The sequence below is a fragment of the Methylobacterium sp. Leaf113 genome, from assembly GCF_001423325.1.
Lineage (GTDB): Bacteria > Pseudomonadota > Alphaproteobacteria > Rhizobiales > Beijerinckiaceae > Methylobacterium.
The window spans coordinates 177833-194045 of record NZ_LMNJ01000005.1 but is presented as its reverse complement, the minus strand read 5'-3'; the positions used below and the strand labels follow the sequence as shown (position 1 = coordinate 194045).

General features: G+C 69.7%; 17 protein-coding genes. 14 read left to right on the top strand and 3 right to left on the bottom strand.

The window, feature by feature from the left end; translation table 11 throughout:
* Positions 1–15: 15 nt before the first annotated feature.
* The 13 genes from murC (at position 16) to ASF60_RS05810 (ending at position 13310) form a co-directional block, all read left to right on the top strand.
* Positions 16–1431 carry a UDP-N-acetylmuramate--L-alanine ligase gene (gene murC, locus ASF60_RS05870; protein ID WP_056181790.1) on the top strand — a complete coding sequence of 472 codons (1416 nt, stop codon included), beginning with the start codon at positions 16–18 and terminating at the stop codon, positions 1429–1431.
* 7 nt (positions 1432–1438) lie between these two features.
* Positions 1439–1981 carry an endonuclease domain-containing protein gene (locus ASF60_RS05865; protein ID WP_056181785.1) on the top strand — a complete coding sequence of 181 codons (543 nt, stop codon included), beginning with the start codon at positions 1439–1441 and terminating at the stop codon, positions 1979–1981.
* The gene (gene murB, locus ASF60_RS05860) at positions 1978–2910 is read left to right on the top strand and encodes a UDP-N-acetylmuramate dehydrogenase (protein WP_056181784.1); all 933 of its coding nucleotides are present in this window, start codon (positions 1978–1980) and stop codon (positions 2908–2910) included. Before ASF60_RS05865 ends, murB begins: the two co-directional genes overlap by 4 nt.
* A gap of 37 nt (positions 2911–2947) precedes the next feature.
* A complete protein-coding gene (locus ASF60_RS05855; RefSeq protein WP_056181781.1) occupies positions 2948–3181 on the top strand; it encodes an AbrB/MazE/SpoVT family DNA-binding domain-containing protein in 234 nt (77 codons plus the stop codon).
* A gap of 16 nt (positions 3182–3197) precedes the next feature.
* The gene (locus tag ASF60_RS05850; RefSeq protein WP_156633889.1) at positions 3198–3542 is read left to right on the top strand and encodes a type II toxin-antitoxin system PemK/MazF family toxin; all 345 of its coding nucleotides are present in this window, start codon (positions 3198–3200) and stop codon (positions 3540–3542) included.
* 38 nt (positions 3543–3580) lie between these two features.
* Complete coding sequence (locus ASF60_RS05845) at positions 3581–4504, top strand: D-alanine--D-alanine ligase (RefSeq protein WP_056181774.1); 924 nt, start codon at positions 3581–3583, stop codon at positions 4502–4504.
* Entirely contained in the window at positions 4471–5472 is a 1002-nt protein-coding gene (locus ASF60_RS05840) for a cell division protein FtsQ/DivIB (RefSeq protein ID WP_082507776.1), read from the top strand. Before ASF60_RS05845 ends, ASF60_RS05840 begins: the two co-directional genes overlap by 34 nt.
* A gap of 66 nt (positions 5473–5538) precedes the next feature.
* The gene (ftsA, locus tag ASF60_RS05835; protein ID WP_056181771.1) at positions 5539–6861 is read left to right on the top strand and encodes a cell division protein FtsA; all 1323 of its coding nucleotides are present in this window, start codon (positions 5539–5541) and stop codon (positions 6859–6861) included.
* A gap of 124 nt (positions 6862–6985) precedes the next feature.
* The gene (gene ftsZ, locus ASF60_RS05830; protein WP_056181768.1) at positions 6986–8770 is read left to right on the top strand and encodes a cell division protein FtsZ; all 1785 of its coding nucleotides are present in this window, start codon (positions 6986–6988) and stop codon (positions 8768–8770) included.
* 327 nt (positions 8771–9097) lie between these two features.
* Positions 9098–10045 carry a UDP-3-O-acyl-N-acetylglucosamine deacetylase gene (lpxC, locus tag ASF60_RS05825; RefSeq protein WP_056181765.1) on the top strand — a complete coding sequence of 316 codons (948 nt, stop codon included), beginning with the start codon at positions 9098–9100 and terminating at the stop codon, positions 10043–10045.
* A gap of 220 nt (positions 10046–10265) precedes the next feature.
* The gene (locus ASF60_RS05820) at positions 10266–11144 is read left to right on the top strand and encodes an outer membrane protein assembly factor BamD (protein ID WP_056181763.1); all 879 of its coding nucleotides are present in this window, start codon (positions 10266–10268) and stop codon (positions 11142–11144) included.
* 142 nt (positions 11145–11286) lie between these two features.
* The gene (gene recN, locus ASF60_RS05815; RefSeq protein ID WP_056181760.1) at positions 11287–12954 is read left to right on the top strand and encodes a DNA repair protein RecN; all 1668 of its coding nucleotides are present in this window, start codon (positions 11287–11289) and stop codon (positions 12952–12954) included.
* A gap of 146 nt (positions 12955–13100) precedes the next feature.
* Positions 13101–13310, top strand: a complete 210-nt coding sequence (locus tag ASF60_RS05810; RefSeq protein WP_244477027.1) for a hypothetical protein — start codon at positions 13101–13103, stop codon at positions 13308–13310.
* Between the two features lie 6 nt (positions 13311–13316).
* On the opposite strand, the gene ASF60_RS05805 is transcribed toward ASF60_RS05810, so the two are convergent.
* Positions 13317–13559 carry a hypothetical protein gene (locus ASF60_RS05805; protein ID WP_056181753.1) on the bottom strand — a complete coding sequence of 81 codons (243 nt, stop codon included), beginning with the start codon at positions 13557–13559 and terminating at the stop codon, positions 13317–13319.
* A gap of 133 nt (positions 13560–13692) precedes the next feature.
* A complete protein-coding gene (locus ASF60_RS05800) occupies positions 13693–14214 on the bottom strand; it encodes a GcrA family cell cycle regulator (protein ID WP_056181750.1) in 522 nt (173 codons plus the stop codon).
* A gap of 473 nt (positions 14215–14687) precedes the next feature.
* Between ASF60_RS05800 and ASF60_RS05795 the strand changes: the two genes are divergently transcribed.
* Complete coding sequence (locus ASF60_RS05795) at positions 14688–15368, top strand: HAD family hydrolase (RefSeq protein ID WP_056485042.1); 681 nt, start codon at positions 14688–14690, stop codon at positions 15366–15368.
* 101 nt (positions 15369–15469) lie between these two features.
* On the opposite strand, the gene ASF60_RS05790 is transcribed toward ASF60_RS05795, so the two are convergent.
* Positions 15470–16186, bottom strand: a complete 717-nt coding sequence (locus ASF60_RS05790) for a DUF4142 domain-containing protein (RefSeq protein ID WP_056181743.1) — start codon at positions 16184–16186, stop codon at positions 15470–15472.
* Positions 16187–16213: the final 27 nt, after the last annotated feature.

Below are 16213 nucleotides of genomic sequence, written 5' to 3'. Positions count from 1 at the left end.
AGACTGGTCCTTCCCATGAAGCTGCCCGACAAGCTCGGTCCCATCCACTTCATCGGCATCGGCGGCATCGGCATGTCCGGCATCGCCGAGGTGATGCACAATCTCGGCTACACCGTGCAGGGGTCGGACGCCAACGACAACGCCAATGTCCGGCGGCTCTCCGACAAGGGCATGCGCACCTTCATCGGTCACGAGGCCGGCAACGTCGAGGACGCCGCCCTGGTGGTGGTCTCCACCGCGATCCGCCGCGACAATCCCGAGCTCGTCGCCGCCCGCGAGCGCCGCCTGCCGGTGGTGCGCCGGGCCGAGATGCTGGCCGAGCTGATGCGCTTCAAGTCCTGCGTCGCCATCGCGGGCACCCACGGCAAGACCACGACGACCTCCCTGGTCGCCACCCTGCTGGACGCCGGCAACCTCGACCCCACCGTGATCAACGGCGGCATCATCAACGCCTACGGCACCAACGCCCGCATGGGCGAGGGCGAGTGGATGGTGGTGGAGGCCGACGAATCCGACGGCACCTTCCTGAAGCTGCCGGCCGACGTCGCCATCGTCACCAACATCGACCCCGAGCACCTCGACCATTTCGGCTCGTTCGACGCGGTCAAGGACGCCTTCCGGCGCTTCATCGACAACATCCCGTTCTACGGCTTTGCCGTGATGTGCATCGACCACCCGATCGTGCAGGACCTCGTCGGCCACATCGAGGACCGTCGCATCATCACCTACGGCGAGAATCCGCAGGCCGACGTCCGCCTCATCGACGTGGACCTGCGCGGTGGCCAGAGCCGCTTCCGCGTCATGATCCGCGACCGCCGCCCCGGCTTCCGCCTGGAGATGGAGGACCTCGTCCTGCCGATGCCGGGCAAGCACAACGCCCTGAACGCCACCGCGGCCCTCGCCGTCGCGCACGAGCTCGGTGTCGAGCCGGAGGCGATCCGCAAGGCGCTGGCCGGCTTCGGCGGGGTCAAGCGCCGCTTCACCCGCACCGGCGAGTGGAACGGGGCCCTGATCTTCGACGATTACGGACACCATCCGGTGGAGATCAAAGCGGTGCTCAAGGCCGCCCGCGCCTCCACCGAGAGCAACGTCATCGCCATCGTGCAGCCGCACCGCTACACCCGCCTCGCCTCGCTGTTCGACGATTTCTGCACCTGCTTCAACGATGCCGATACGGTCATCGTCGCCCCGGTCTACGCGGCGGGCGAGGCGCCGATCGAGGGCATGGACCGCGACGGCCTCGTCTCGGGCCTCAAGTCCCGCGGCCACCGCGACGCCATCGCGCTCCAGCGTTCGGAAGACCTCGCCGGCATCGTCGCCGGCCGCGCCAAACCGGGCGACTACGTGGTCTGCCTCGGGGCCGGCAACATCACCCAATGGGCCTATGCGCTCCCGGGCGAACTCGCGGCTCTGGATGGTGTGAAGGCGTGAGACGCCGATGCGCGCTGCCTCGAAGGCGAGCACGCGCTTCCGCCGGATCTTGCGGGCCAAAGAAACCGAGGCCGAACGGCGTCTCCGGTCGCACGTGAGGGATCCGCGCCTTGCTGGACTCAAGTTCGTTCGGCAGACGCAGATCGGTCCTCATATGGCCGACTTCGGCCGTCGCGAAGCGCGGCTCATCGTCGAGGCGGATGGTAGCCAGCACGCTGCGAACACGCACGATCAGGCCCGAGATGCTTGGTTGATCGCGCGCGGCTATCGCATCCCAAGCTTCTGGAATTCCGACATCATGCATCAAACCGACTGCATCACCGCGCCGATCCTCGCGGCCCTCCCAGCCTCTCCCCGCTTGCGGGGAGAGGACGCCGAACCTCTCGCCGAGTTCGGCGTGAGCCCGAAGGGCGAAGGTGAGGGGGCGTTTCTCATGGACGCACAGCCCCTGTCCCCGGTGTCCCCTCACCCACGCTCCGCGCGCTTTGCCCCCGACAAAGAGAGCGGGGCCCTCTCCCCGCAAGCGGTGAGAGGGGAGGTGCTCGCATGACCGCCTTCCCGGACATCACGCCCGACATCCGTGCCCGGGCGCCCGGCCTGCGGGGGCGGCTGATCGCCAACCAGCCGCTCTCGGACCTGACCTGGTTCCGGGTCGGCGGTCCTGCCCAGGTGCTGTTCACCCCGGCCGATGCGGAGGACCTCGGCGTCCTGCTCGGCGCCCTCGATCCCGAGACCTCCGTCACCGTGATCGGCCTCGGCTCGAACCTCATCGTGCGGGACGGCGGCGTGCCCGGCGTGGTGATCCGGCTCGGCGGCAAGGCCTTCGGCACGGTGGCGATCGACGGCGAGACCCTGCGGGTCGGCACCGCGGTGCCGGACATGCGCCTCGCCAAGACGGCGGCCGAGGCCGGGCTCGACGGGCTCGCGTTCTTCCGCGGCATTCCCGGCTCGGTCGGCGGCGCCCTGCGCATGAACGCCGGCGCCCATGGCGGCGAGACCACCGACGTGCTGGTCGAAGCGCACGGCGTCGACCGCCAGGGCAACCCGCGCCGCTTCAGCCACGCCGAGATGGGCTTCGCCTACCGGCACAGCGGCGCCCCCGCCGACGTGATCTTCACTCAGGCGGTCTTCCGGGGCCGTCCGGGCGACCGCGCGGCCATCGAGGCCGAGATGGAGCGGGTGACGGCGGCGCGCGAGGCGGCCCAGCCGATCCGCGAGCGCACCGGCGGCTCGACCTTCAAGAACCCGCCCGGCGGCAAAGCCTGGCAACTCGTCGACGCCGCCGGCTGCCGTGGCCTCACGGTCGGCGGTGCGCAGGTCTCGGAGATGCACTGCAACTTCCTGATCAACCGCGACAACGCCACGGCCGCCGATATCGAGACCCTCGGCGAGGAGGTCCGCCGGCGGGTGCGCGAGACCTCCGGCATCGAGCTGCACTGGGAGATCAAGCGCATCGGCCGGTCGACACCCGCGGAGTAAGGCGGTAAGACGTAAGTTTTCTGCTGGAGAGTGGCCGATGACCGGTCGGGATGTTCTGACGACCTATTCGAAGGTCTCCGTGAAGAGCCAGACCGTGCTCCCGGCCGAGGTCCGCGAACGCCTCGGCATCGGCCCGGGCGACCGTCTTCGCTACGTGATCACGCCGGACGGTATCCGCATCGAGAAGGCGCGTCCCGAGGGCGAAGATCCCTTCGTGACCTTCACGGAATGGGCTGGGGCCGCCGACGAAGAAGCCTATGGCAATCTCTAGGGATCCCATCGGAGGCATGCTTGCCGCAGGCGCCGTCGTGGTCGTCCCATTTCCTTATTCCGACCGTCTCGCCGAGAAGCGTCGCCCGGCCGTCGTGGTCTCGGGACCGGCCGTCGCCGAGACGGGATTCGTCTGGATCGCCATGATCACCAGTGCGAACAACCCCGCCATGCGGGGCGATCAGGCCATCGACGATCTTGCCGCTGCCGGGCTCGATGCGCCTTCGGTCGTCAGACCCGTCAAGCTGGCCTGCATCGAACCGGCACGTATCCTCAAGCGGATCGGGACATTGCCGCCGGTGGTGGCCGGCGCGGTTTTCGATGCGATCCACGACAGGATCGGCCCCGGCCGGCCGGCGTGATGCCGCAATCCATGTCTGCGCAAATCTCAGGAGTCCCCATGTCCAAGCACGTCGCCGTCCTCATGGGCGGGTGGTCCTCCGAGCGGCCGGTCTCGCTGAATTCGGGCCAGGCCTGCGCCGACGCCCTCGAAGGTCAGGGCTTTCGCGTCACCCGCGTCGACGTCCAGCCCGACATCGCCACGGTGCTGACCGCCCTGCGGCCCGACGTGGCCTTCAACGCGCTGCACGGACCGGCGGGCGAGGACGGCACGATTCAGGGCCTGCTCGAACTCCTGCGCATCCCCTACACCCATTCCGGCGTACTCGCCTCGGCGCTGGCGATGCATAAGGAACGTGCCAAAGTGATCATGCGGGCGGCCGGAGTCAGCGTTCCGGAGGGCCGCGTCGTTAACCGTCATGAGGCCGCCAAGTCACACGTGCTGACGCCGCCCTACGTGCTCAAGCCGGTGGCCGAGGGCTCCTCCATGGGGGTCATCATCGTGCGCGACGGGCGCACCCATCCGCCCCAGGAAGTGGGCCGGGCCGATTGGGGCTATGGCGATGAAATCCTTGCGGAAACCTATGTCGCCGGGCGCGAGCTGACCTGCGCCGTGATGGGGGACAAGGCCCTCGGGGTGATCGAAATCAAGCCGGCTTCCGGGGAGTGGTACGACTTCGATGCGAAGTACGCCGAGGGGGGGTCGATCCACGTCCTCCCGGCAGAAATTAAACCAAATCTTTACCAGCGTGTCCAAGAGTTGTCGTTAACGGCGCATCAAGCACTCGGGTGCCGGGGCATCAGCCGTGCGGACCTTCGTTACGACGACACACCGGGTGGAACCGGTGCCCTCGTCGTCCTGGAGGTCAACACGCAACCCGGCATGACGAAGACGAGCTTGGTCCCGGAGATGGCAGCCCATGCGGGCTATGGTTTCGGTGAGCTCGTCCAATGGATGGTGGAGGACGCAACGTTGGGCCGGTAGGGGCCGAAGGTCCGCTCGGCGGTCCTGGCCCGCTGGGTCAAGGCTCGCTGGGTCAGGGCTCGCTGGGGTCCGCCGCCGGCACGGTCGCCTCCGTCCGCGGGGCGCTCGCGGCCCGCCTGCGCCGCTTCACGCCCCCCGGCCGCCGCTCCCGCCTCGCGCTTCCGATCGAGCGCCGGGTTCCGCGCCACCTCGGCACGGCGGCGATGTCCGTTTCCTTCGCGGCCCTCGCCCTCGCCAGCTTCGTCGGCACCGGCGCCTACGACCGATTCGTGGCCGAGAACGGCCGTCCCCTCGACGTTCTGGCGCGCCTCGCCGGCTTCGGCGTCGAGCGCGTCACCATCTCGGGCATCGCCCGGCTCTATGAGCGCGAGGTGCTGCAGGCCGCCGGCATCGACGGCCACTCCTCCGTGGTGTTCCTCGACGTGGCCGAGGCCCGCGAGCGCCTGCTGGCGGTGCCGCTGATCGCCAGCGCCTCCGTGCGCAAGGTCTATCCGAACGAGATCGTCATCACCCAGGTGGAGCGCGAGCCCGCCGCCCTGTGGCAGCGCAACGGCGAGATCGCCGTGATCGCGGCCGACGGCACGGTGATCGACCAGATGCGCGACGACCGCTACGCCGCCCTGCCGCTGGTGGTCGGCGACGACGCCAACCTCAAGCTCAAGGACTACCTCGCCCTGATCGAGGCGGCCGGCTCGCTCGCCGAGCGCGTCAAGGCCGGGACCTACGTGTCCGGCCGGCGCTGGACCCTGAAACTCGACGGCGTCGACATCCGCCTGCCCGAGACCGGGGCGACCGAAGCGCTGGCCCGGTTGGTCAAGCTCGAGCGCGACAATCGCCTGCTCGAGAAGGACATCATCGCGGTGGACCTGCGCATGCCCGACCGGATCGTGGTGCGCCTCACCGAAGAGGCCGCCGCGGCCCGCGCCGAATCCCAGAAGAAGTCCAAGACCAAGGGGACCAGCACATGAGCCGCACGATCCGTCCGGCGCATCCCGCGTCCCGCCCCCGCCACACCCGTTCCGCCCGGTAGCCCGATGCACGACCCGCACGGCCTCACCCCACGCCTGAAGCCTCTCTCCGCCCGGCGCAGCACCACCCTCTCGGTGCTCGACATCGGAACGAGCAAGGTCGTTTGCCTCATCGCCGAGCTTCAGCCGGCCGAGGCCCTCACCACCCTGCGCGGACGCACCCATTTCGCCCGCGTCATCGGCATCGGCCACCAGCGTTCGCAGGGGCTCAAGGGCGGCGTCATCGTCGACCTCGAGGCCGCCGAGAGCGCGATCCGCCAAGCGGTCCACGCCGCCGAGCGGATGGCCAAGGTCGAGGTGCAGTCGGTCATCGTCAACATGTCCGGCGGCCGCATCGGCTCGCAGCACTTCGAGGCCCGCGTCGGCACCCGCACCGGCACCGTCACGGGCTCCGACGTGGAGCGCGTGCTGGAGACCGCCTCCGCCCACGGCGTCAGCCCCGGCCGGGCCGTGCTCCACGCCCTGCCCACCGGCTACGCCATCGACGGCCAGGGCACGGTCATCGATCCGTCGGGCATGATGGGCGATGCCCTCGGGGTCGACCTCCACGTGGTCACCGGCGAAGCGGCCGCCGCCCGCAATCTCATGCTCGCGGTCGAGCATTGCCACCTCGGCGTCGAGGCGGTGATCGCCACCCCCTACGCCGCCGGGCTCTCGGCCCTGGTCGACGACGAGGCCGAAATGGGCGTCGCCGTGGTCGACATGGGCGGGGGCACCACCAGCGTCGGCGTGTTCTCCGGCGGCCATCTCGTCCACGTCGATGCGGTCGCGGTCGGCGGCCATCACGTCACCATGGACATCGCCCGCGGCCTCTCCACCCGGGTCGCCGCGGCCGAGCGCCTCAAGACCCTGTACGGCTCGGCCATCGCCACCGCCTCCGACGAGCGCGACATGATCGCGGTCCACGGGGTCGGCGAGGACGAGGGCGACGCCCCCACCCATGTGCCGCGCTCGCAGCTCGTGCGGATCATCCGCCCGCGCGTCGAGGAGGTGGTGGAGCTGGTGCGCGACCGCCTCCGGGCCGCCGGCTTCTCGGCCCAGGCCGGGCGCCGGGTGGTGCTGACGGGCGGCGCCAGTCAGCTCGTGGGTCTGCCCGAGGTGGCCCGCCGGGTCATGGAAGGTCAGGTCCGCATCGGCCGCCCCCTGGGCATCCGGGGTCTGCCGGAAGCCGCCAAGGGCCCCGCCTTCTCGGCGGCGGTGGGCCTGCTGGTCTACCCGCAGGTGGCGCATGCGGAGCATTTCGAGCCGCGGGGCCATGGCGCCTTCGCCGGCACGGGAACGGACGGCTACCTCTCGCGCGTCGGACGCTGGATCCGCGAGAGTTTCTGAGAACGACCGCCGTCGCGCCCCAAACCCCGGGTATCGGGGTGGGTGCGAACGGCCAGACGAGAATCGGCGCCTCCCTCAACCGAGGCGTCAAATGAAACGTGAAAGGCACGAGAGGCTCGACACCATGGCCATCAGTCTGCAGGCGCCGGATATCCGTGAACTCAAGCCCCGCATCACCGTCTTCGGTGTCGGCGGAGCCGGCGGCAACGCCGTCAACAACATGATCGAATCCGGCCTTCTCGGCTGCGAGTTCGTGGTCGCCAACACCGACGCCCAGGCGCTCACCTCCTCGAAGGCCGAGCGCGTGATCCAGATGGGTCTCGGCGTCACCCAGGGGCTCGGCGCCGGTTCGCACCCCGAGGTCGGCTCGGCGGCGGCCGATGAGGTCATCGACGAGATCCGGGACCAGCTCTCGGGCGCCCACATGTGCTTCATCACCGCCGGCATGGGCGGCGGCACCGGCACCGGTGCGGCCCCCGTCATCGCCCGCGCCGCCCGCGACATGGGCATCCTCACCGTCGGTGTCGTGACCAAGCCGTTCCAGTTCGAGGGTGTGCGCCGCATGCGCACCGCCGAGGCCGGCATCCAGGAGCTGCAGGCCGCCGTCGACACCCTGATCGTCATCCCGAACCAGAATCTGTTCCGGGTCGCCAACGAGAAGACCACCTTCGCCGACGCCTTCGCGATGGCCGACCAGGTGCTCTATTCCGGCGTCGCCTGCATCACCGACCTGATGGTCAAGGAAGGCCTGATTAACCTCGACTTCGCCGACGTCCGCGCCATCATGCGCGGCATGGGCAAGGCCATGATGGGCACCGGCGAGGCCTCGGGCGAGAACCGCGCCAATCGCGCCGCGGAAGCCGCGATCGCCAACCCGCTCCTCGACGACGTCTCGATGAAGGGCGCACGCGGCCTGCTGATCTCGATCACCGGCGGCAACGACCTCACCCTCTACGAGCTCGACGAGGCCGCCACCCGCATCCGCGAGGAAGTGGATTCGGACGCCAACATCATCCTGGGCGCGACCTTCGACGAGAGCCTCGACGGCATCATCCGGGTCTCGGTGGTCGCCACCGGCATCGAGCCGGCGCTGATCGCCGCCAACTCCCAGAACAACCCCGACATCGTGCAGACCGAGCAGCGCATCGCCGAAGTCGCCGAGCGCCTGCGTGCGGAAGCGAGGGCGCGGGCCGCACAGCCCGCGCCGACCTTTCGCCCCGCCGGACAGGACGGTTCCGTAGCGGCTCCGTCCGCCCCGTCGGCCGCTCCGGCTCCGGTTCAGGCCATTCCGGCCCAGGCCCCGGTGCAGCAGACCCTCCGTGCGCCCGAGCCGGTGGCCCTCGCCCCCGAGCCGATGCGGGTGGAGCTGCCCCAGGCTCCGGTGATGCGTGACGAGGTGATGCTGACCCAGACGCAGCCCCGCGCCGCCATGGCCTACGAGCTCGCGCCGCTGCCGGCGCCCGAGCCGGTCCTGCAGCATGCCGCCGGCCCGTTCGTGCCGCCGCGCCCGGCGGTGGCGGTCGCCCGCGCGCCGCGCATGCCGCAGATCCAGGACCTGCCGCTGCCGGCCCAGGCCCAGCTGCGGGCCCGCGAGGAGCAGCCGGCGGCCGAGCCGGCCGGCGACTCCAAGCGCATGACCCTGCTGCGGCGTCTCGCGACGGTCGGCTTCGGTGGACGCCGCGAGGAGACCGAGGCCGCGCCGGCCCCGCAGATGCGGGCGCCCGCCGCTCCGGCTCCCCAGGCGGCCGCTCCGGCCGAGTATCCCAAGCGCGCCCCCGTCCAGGCTCCGCCGGCCTACCGTCCGGCTCAGGGCAACCTCGATCCGCAGGGTCGCGTCGCGCCCCAGTCCCGGATGATGGACGACGATCAGCTCGAAATCCCGGCCTTCCTGCGCCGCCAGGCCAACTGAGACGGGGGCCGACCGGCCCTCTACCCGCCGGCTGAGATATTTCAGCCACAGGCCCGGAGCCTCACAGCTCCGGGCTATGCTTGTTGTTAACCTACTGTGCCAAAATGGGTTTCTGATTCTCTGTCGGAAACCGGGACTGTAACAGAGCGTAAGAATCCGTGATTTGGCCTGCCTTTGAGGCGCGGCTATACGAATTTTGGAACGAAAAGGCGCGGCGGTTTCGGCCGTCAAGCGCCGGCAGGGGCTTCAAGCAGCGGACGGATCGACAAGGGCGAAAAGCGCATCTCAACGGGATGGGCGCGCCTGATCACGGCCGAGGGCTATGGAATGCGAACGAACCAACAGACAACTCTCAAAGCCCCCGCGACCCTGAGCGGCATCGGCGTCCACTCCGGGAACCCGGTCGAGATCACGCTGCATCCAGCGCCCGCCAATCACGGAATCGCCTTCCTCCGCACCGGAATGGCCACCGGCAACGACCGGCTCATCAAGGCCCACCACGCCTGCGTCTCTGCCACCGAGCTCTGCACCGTGATCGGTGATGTCGAGAGCGGCGCCGTCGCCACCATCGAGCACCTGATGTCGGCGCTCTACGGTCTCGGGATCGACAACGTCCTGGTCGAGATCGACGGCCCCGAGATGCCCATTCTCGACGGCAGCGCGCGTCCCTACGTCGAGGCCATCGACGCCGTCGGCATCGGGACCTGCGGCGCCCCCCGGCGCTGGATCAAGGTTCTCCGCTCCGTCCGCATCGAGGTCGGCCGCGCCTTCGCCGAACTCCGCCCCATCGACCGGGGCTTCCGCCTCGATGTCGAGATCGATTTCGAGAACCCGGTGATCGGCCGCAGCCGCAAGGCGATGGACCTGACCCCCGCCGCCTATCGCCGCGAGATCGCCGGCGCCCGGACCTTCGGCATGATGCGGGATGTGGAGCGCTACTGGAAGGCGGGCTTCGCCCTCGGCGCTTCCCTGGAGAACACCGTCGCGGTCGGGGAGACCGCCGTGGTCAACCCCGAGGGCCTGCGCTACGCCGACGAGTTCGTCCGGCACAAGTTCCTCGATGCGGTCGGCGACCTGGCTCTGGCCGGCCTGCCGATCCAGGGCGGCTACCGCTCCTATTGCGGCGGCCATCGTATGAATGTCGGCATCCTCACCGCCCTGTTCTCCGATCGCGCCAACTACGCCATCGTCGAGGCGCCCGGCGCCCGCCGCGAGACCAGCCTGACCGAATTCGGAGCCAGCCTCGGCATGGCCGCCTTCGTCGGCGATCTGTAGCGCCACCGACACATCGGTCGTTTCTGTTAAGGGTTCAGCCCGCCCGCCGCTTTCACGCCCAAATCGCGCTTCACGGTGAAGCGAGCGTGAAACGGGACGTCCGTCCGGTGTGCAGCGCACCCGGATCGTGGCATGAGGCCGTCAGCCACGCGACCGACCTTTAGTGATGGCGTGACGACGCGTGTCCAAAAACGGACCCGTCTGTTGGGGGAAGACCGGAATGCGCCTTACTCATCCCAACCGCGGTGCGATGGCGGCCGTGCTGGTGACCGTGATGGGCTTCGGGCTCGGCGGCTGCGACGCCCTCGATTCGATCAATCCCTTTGCCGAAAAGTACAAGCCCGAAGTCATCCCGGATGTTCCCGCCGACAAGCTCTACAGTGAGGGCTTGGCGCGGATGGAGGACAAGGACTACGAGGGCGCCTCGAAGAAGTTCGGTGAACTCGACAAGGCCTACAGCTACTCGGACTGGTCGCGCAAAGCGCTGCTGATGACCGCCTACTCGAATTACGAGGGCGCCAAGTACGACGACGCGATCAACGCGTCGAAGCGCTACCTTCAGCGCCATCCGGCCAGCAAGGACGCGGCCTACGCCCAGTACCTGATGGCGATGTCGCACTACAAGCAGATCCCCGACGTGACCCGCGACCAGGACCGCTCCGAGAAGGCGCTGGCCGGCCTGCAGGAGCTCGTCCAGAAGTATCCGACCTCGGAATACGCCGCCGACGCCAAGGCCAAGATCCAGATCACCCGCGACCAGCTCGCCGGCAAGGAGATGGAGGTCGGTCGCTTCTACCTGGAGCGCCGCAACTTCCCGGCCGCGATCAACCGGTTTCGCGACGTGGTCAGCAAGTACCAGACGACCCGGCACGCCGAGGAAGCCCTCGAGCGTCTGACCGAGGCCTACATGGCTCTCGGCCTGACCCAGGAGGCTCAGACCTCCGCCGCCGTGCTCGGGCATAACTTCCCCGACAGCCCCTGGTACAAGGACGCCCACGCGCTCCTGCAGAACGGGGGCCTGGAGCCGCGCGAGGAGAAGACCTCGTGGATCAGCAAGGTCTATCGCGGCGTCATCGGGCGCACCGCCGAGGCCCAGTAGGCCCGACGCCGTTCCGGCGCCCGTCCGGCGATCCGCGTGCCGCTTTGCCGCTCCCCGTGGGGGCGGCATCTTTTTGCGTGAAGCCGGCGGCACTTCGCCGTAAAGACAGCGCCAGCGTTCACAACGGGACCCCAGACGCGGCATGCTGAGCCAGCTCGCGATCCGCGACATCGTTCTCATCGACAAGCTCGTCCTGAATTTCCGCGAGGGCCTCAGCGTCCTCACCGGTGAAACGGGTGCGGGTAAGTCGATCCTGCTCGATGCCTTCGCGCTGGCCCTCGGCGGCCGCGGCGACGGCCGCCTCGTGCGCCATGGGGAAGGGCAGGGCGCCGTCACCGCGGTGTTCGACGTGCCCCTCGACCATCCGGCGCGCACGCTCGCGGCGCAGGCCGAGATCGACACCGAGGGCGACCTGATCCTGCGCCGCGTGCAGATGGCCGATGGGCGCACCCGGGCCTTCATCAACGACCAGGCGGTGGGCGTGCAGGTCCTGCGGGCCATCGGCGCAGCCCTGGTGGAGATCCACGGACAGCACGACGATCGGGCCCTGGCCGATCCCACCACCCACCGGGCCATCCTCGATGCGTTCGGGGGCCTGCAGGGGCCTCTGACCCAGGTCGGCGAGGCGGCCCGGCGGGTGAAGGCTGCCCGCAGCGCTCTGGCCGAGCACCGCGCCCGCGTCGAGGCCGCCGCCAAAGAATCCGATTTCCTCCGGCACGCCGTGGCGGAACTGGAGACGCTGGCCCCGGAGCCGAGCGAGGAGACGACGCTGGCCGAGCGCCGCACGGTGATGCAGCAGAGCGAGAAGGTCGCCCGCGAACTGAACGAGGCGATCGAAGCCTCGGGCGGCGGCATCGTCTCCCACCTGTCCTCGGCCCTGCGCAAGCTGGAGCGGCGGGCGTCGCAGCTGCCGGCCCTGGTCGAGCCCTGCGTCGCCGCCCTGGATGCGGCCCTGACCGCCCTCGACGAGGCCCACACGGTTCTCGACGCGGCTTTGCGCGAGGCGGAGTTCGATCCGCGCGAGCTGGAACGGGTGGAGGAGCGCCTGTTCGCGCTCCGCGCCGCCGGGCGCAAGTACCAGGTGCCGGTGGACGACCTCGCGGCTCTGCGCGAGCGCTACGCGGCCGATGTGGCGGCAATCGATGCCGGCGCCGAGGCCCTGGGTGGACTCGAGGGCACCCTCGCGGCAGCCGAGGCGGCCTACGCCAAGGCGGCCGCCAAGCTGACCGAAGGGCGCAAGCGCGCCGCCAAGGCTCTCGACGCGGCGGTCAAGGCCGAACTGCCGCCGCTCAAGCTGGAGCGCGCCCGCTTCATCACCGAGATCGCCACCGATCCGGACTCGCGCGATCCCTCCGGCTACGACCGCGTGGAGTTCTGGGCCCAGACCAATCCGGGCACCCGGCCGGGACCGATGATGAAGGTCGCCTCGGGTGGCGAACTTTCGCGCTTCATGCTTGCCCTCAAGGTGGTGCTGGCCGACAAGGGCTCGGCCCCGACCCTGATCTTCGACGAGATCGACACCGGCGTCGGCGGCGCCGTGGCCGACGCCATCGGCGCCCGGCTCGGGCGCCTCGCCACGCAGGTGCAGGTGGTGGCGGTGACGCATGCGCCGCAGGTCGCCGCCCGGGCGGAAACGCATTTCCTGATCGCCAAGGACCCGGTCAAGGGCAGCGACCGGGTCGCCACGCAGGTCTCGTCCCTGGAAGCGCCGGCCCGCCGTGAGGAGATCGCCCGCATGCTCGCCGGCGCCACCGTCACCGACGAGGCCCGGGCCGCCGCAGCCCGCCTGCTTCAGGCAGCCGAAGCCTGATGGGCAACGTCTGACCGCCGACGCCTCTGGCAGCTGGGCAACCCAGGGTTAACGTTTTCTTAACCATGTTCGGTGACACTCGCTAAACCACAAGTGCGCTCCGATTCGGCGCCGGCGTTGGATCGCTCGAACGAGGGACTGAGACGTTGGACCAGAGAGTAAGCGACGGCGACATGCGGGAGGACGGTATGAACGCCTGCCAGCCCAGCCTGACCGACGACACGCGTCATCGTCTCGGGACCGCGCTCCGTTCGATCTACGAGGAGACCTGCGACACGCAGCCGATCCCCGACAGCCAGATCGACCTTCTCCTGCGCCTTCGGCACAAGGAGCGCGACCGGCGTCGCTTCGACTGAGCGCGTCTACCAGCGTCGCGCGTTCGGCAGGCGCTTATATTCGGCGGCTCGGATCAGAGTCATGACCCGGTCCAGGCTGACCAGCAGGGACTGCTCGTCGGCCGTGGCCTGATCGATCGCATCCTGACCGGGGCCGAACTGCCGCTTCAGCTGAACCAGCGCCAATTGCCGCTCCAGTTCCTCGCGCTGCCCATGCAGGTCGAGGAAAGCGGCTTCGTCGGCATCGATCGTGCTCGTCGGCTCCGTCACGGCGCGTCACCTTCTTGCGCCGATCGGGAACCGGCGACGGGGATCAACGCACGAAGTCTCGAAACCGTGCCGTCTCGCGGGACTTTGCCGGCAGGGCTTTTGGCCCCTCTGCCTCGGCCCGCAAGGTGTCGGATCAGCGAAAGCCGCCCACGCGCCGGTCGCGCTTGCGCTCGGCCGCCGGCTGATAGGCGATCTGCGCGTGGGCGGTGCAATAGGGCAGGCCGGTGATCGCGCGATCGCCGCAATAGTGGAAGTCGGGCGAGGTCGGGTCGCCGATCGGCCAGCGGCACATCGACTCCCGCAGGTCCATGATCGTCACCCGACGGGTGATCGACAGGGACACCGGTGCCACCAGCGTCGGTGCGGCGGGCGCGCCTTCGAAGCGGGCAGGCGCGCCGTCCGTCTCGGCGACAACCGCGACGGGCATCTCCGCCTCCGGCTCCGTCTCACGGCCGATCTTGCGCGGCGCCACGCCGGGCGCCTCCGCCGACTTGACCCGGCCCGAGAGCCCGAGCCGGTGCACCTTGCCGATCACCGCATTGCGGGTGACGCTGCCGAGCTGCGTGGCGATCTGGCTGGCGCTCAGGCCGTCTTCCCACAGGCGACGCAGCAGCTCGACCCGCTCGTCTGACCAACCCGGGACCGTTTCCATCATCGCCCCCTCCGAAATCGTCCGCATCTGCCCCAGCGACTCGCAATACGCCCCGAACCCCGGCCGATGGCACGGGCAGAAGGGCGATTCTCGGTGATGGGCAGCGGCCCCCCGGCCGTCGATGGAGGGGACCGTACAGGAGCCTGAGACGCGGAGGCAAGTGCGACGGCGACGGAGGTTCCATGCCCGGCGCACCTGTCCACCGCCAAAGGCCAAGCCTTTCGGGGCCAACGGCAGCAAGCCCTTCGGGGCCAACGGCAGCAAGCCCTTCGGAGCCCCCGCGGCAGCACACATCTCGCGGCGCGCGGCAGGATGGGGTACAGCCCCGGCATCCCCCCGGCCTCACGCCTGCGGCGATGGTCCCCGTCCCGATCCGCCTCGCGGCGCCTTCCGTCCCGCGCGCGTCCCTTCTGCGAGTGCCCATGACCGCCCCTCCGCCCATGACTGCCTCCCCGTCCATGACTGCCCCTCCGCTCATGACCGCCTTGCCGCCCATCGCCGTCTTCGACCTCGACGGAACCCTGGCCGAGACCGCCGGCGATCTCATCGGCACGCTCAACGTCATCCTGCGGCGCGAGGGGCTTCAGGCGCTGCCCCTGGAGCAGGCCCGCGACATGATCGGCGCCGGTGCCAAGGCGCTGATCCAGCGCGGCTTCACCACGGCGGGCGAGCCCCTCACGACCGAGCGGCTGGAAGCGTTGTTCTCGGACTTCATCGCCCATTACGGCGACCACCTGTGCGAGCAGTCGCACCTGTTCCCCGGCGTGGTCGAGGCGCTCGACGCGCTCGACGCGCGCGGCTTCCTCCTGGCCGTCTGCACCAACAAGTACGAGGGGCAGGCCATCCGGCTGCTGCAACTCCTCGGCATCGCCGACCGCTTCGCCACCATCTGCGGCCGCGAGACCTTCCCCTATTTCAAGCCCGACCCGCGCCACATCACGATGACCATCGCGCAGGCCGGCGGCGATCCCGCCCGCGCCGTGATGGTGGGCGATTCCCGTGCCGACATCGACGCGGCCAAGGCCGCCGGCATTCCGGTGGTGGCGGTTCCGTTCGGCTACACGGACCGGCCGGTCACCGAACTCGGCCCCGACCGGGTCATCGCCCATTTCGACGACCTCGGCGCGGCGGTGGCGGCCCTGGTGCCAGCCGCCTGAACCGGGGCGAAAGCCGCTGCGACGGGCTGCGTCCCCGGCGCAACGAAAAAAAGGCCGCCCCATGGGGCGGCCCTTCGGCATTCAGAACGGAGACGACGCGCTCAGTTGATGCGGTCGGCCAGGTTGGCCGAGTGGGCGTGCTCGCCGGCGATGTAGGGCAGCGCCTGGTTGGCGAACTCACGACCCTGGGCGTTGTCGCCGTTGCGGGCGTAGGAGGCGTAGAGGCCCAGGGTGCGGGCGTCCGACCGAGCCTGCTGGTCCACGTAGGTGCGGTCGAAGTCGCGTCCGGCGCGGGCCGACTTCAGGCGATCGATACGACCCTGACCTTCGGTGCCGATGGCGACGCGGCGACCCGGCTCGGAGGGGCTGTTGTCGATGAGACCGACGCCGCCGAGGACGCCACCGACCACGCGCTGGGCGATGCCGGCCGAGATGGTGACGGGAGCGAGGATCACGCCGACCGGGTTGTCGAGGCGGGTCTCGAAGGGCTGAGAATCCGACACCACGGTGCCGCTAGCGGTCAGCGAGGTGCCCTCGGGCAGCAGCGCCTGAGTGGTGGCCTTGCGCTCGACGAGGACGTTGTGAGCGTACTGGCGCACGCGCGGGTTGCGCGACCGCTCGAGGGCGATGCGGCTCGACTCAATGCTGACGGCGTCCGAGCGAAGAGCGGCGGCGCGGAAGTCGGAGGTGTCGGTCACGGCCGGCTGGTTGCCGTCGAACTGCGGGGCGACGCGGAACGACAGGGGCTCCTGGGCCAGGGCCGGGGTGGCGAGGGCAGCGACCGACAGGCCGAGGGCGGCAAGGAAGGTTTTGGTCATGGCGGGTTCTCTTTCCGTGGCACCCTT

Coding starts and splice junctions, on each gene's coding strand:
- murC (WP_056181790.1), top strand. CDS start 16: ATGAAGCTGCCCGACAAGCTCGGTCCCATCCACTTCATCGGCATCGGC.
- ASF60_RS05865 (WP_056181785.1), top strand. CDS start 1,439: ATGCGCGCTGCCTCGAAGGCGAGCACGCGCTTCCGCCGGATCTTGCGG.
- murB (WP_056181784.1), top strand. CDS start 1,978: ATGACCGCCTTCCCGGACATCACGCCCGACATCCGTGCCCGGGCGCCC.
- ASF60_RS05855 (WP_056181781.1), top strand. CDS start 2,948: ATGACCGGTCGGGATGTTCTGACGACCTATTCGAAGGTCTCCGTGAAG.
- ASF60_RS05850 (WP_156633889.1), top strand. CDS start 3,198: ATGCTTGCCGCAGGCGCCGTCGTGGTCGTCCCATTTCCTTATTCCGAC.
- ASF60_RS05845 (WP_056181774.1), top strand. CDS start 3,581: ATGTCCAAGCACGTCGCCGTCCTCATGGGCGGGTGGTCCTCCGAGCGG.
- ASF60_RS05840 (WP_082507776.1), top strand. CDS start 4,471: ATGGATGGTGGAGGACGCAACGTTGGGCCGGTAGGGGCCGAAGGTCCG.
- ftsA (WP_056181771.1), top strand. CDS start 5,539: ATGCACGACCCGCACGGCCTCACCCCACGCCTGAAGCCTCTCTCCGCC.
- ftsZ (WP_056181768.1), top strand. CDS start 6,986: ATGGCCATCAGTCTGCAGGCGCCGGATATCCGTGAACTCAAGCCCCGC.
- lpxC (WP_056181765.1), top strand. CDS start 9,098: ATGCGAACGAACCAACAGACAACTCTCAAAGCCCCCGCGACCCTGAGC.
- ASF60_RS05820 (WP_056181763.1), top strand. CDS start 10,266: ATGCGCCTTACTCATCCCAACCGCGGTGCGATGGCGGCCGTGCTGGTG.
- recN (WP_056181760.1), top strand. CDS start 11,287: ATGCTGAGCCAGCTCGCGATCCGCGACATCGTTCTCATCGACAAGCTC.
- ASF60_RS05800 (WP_056181750.1), bottom strand. CDS start 14,214: ATGATGGAAACGGTCCCGGGTTGGTCAGACGAGCGGGTCGAGCTGCTG.
- ASF60_RS05795 (WP_056485042.1), top strand. CDS start 14,688: ATGACCGCCTTGCCGCCCATCGCCGTCTTCGACCTCGACGGAACCCTG.
- ASF60_RS05790 (WP_056181743.1), bottom strand. CDS start 16,186: ATGACCAAAACCTTCCTTGCCGCCCTCGGCCTGTCGGTCGCTGCCCTC.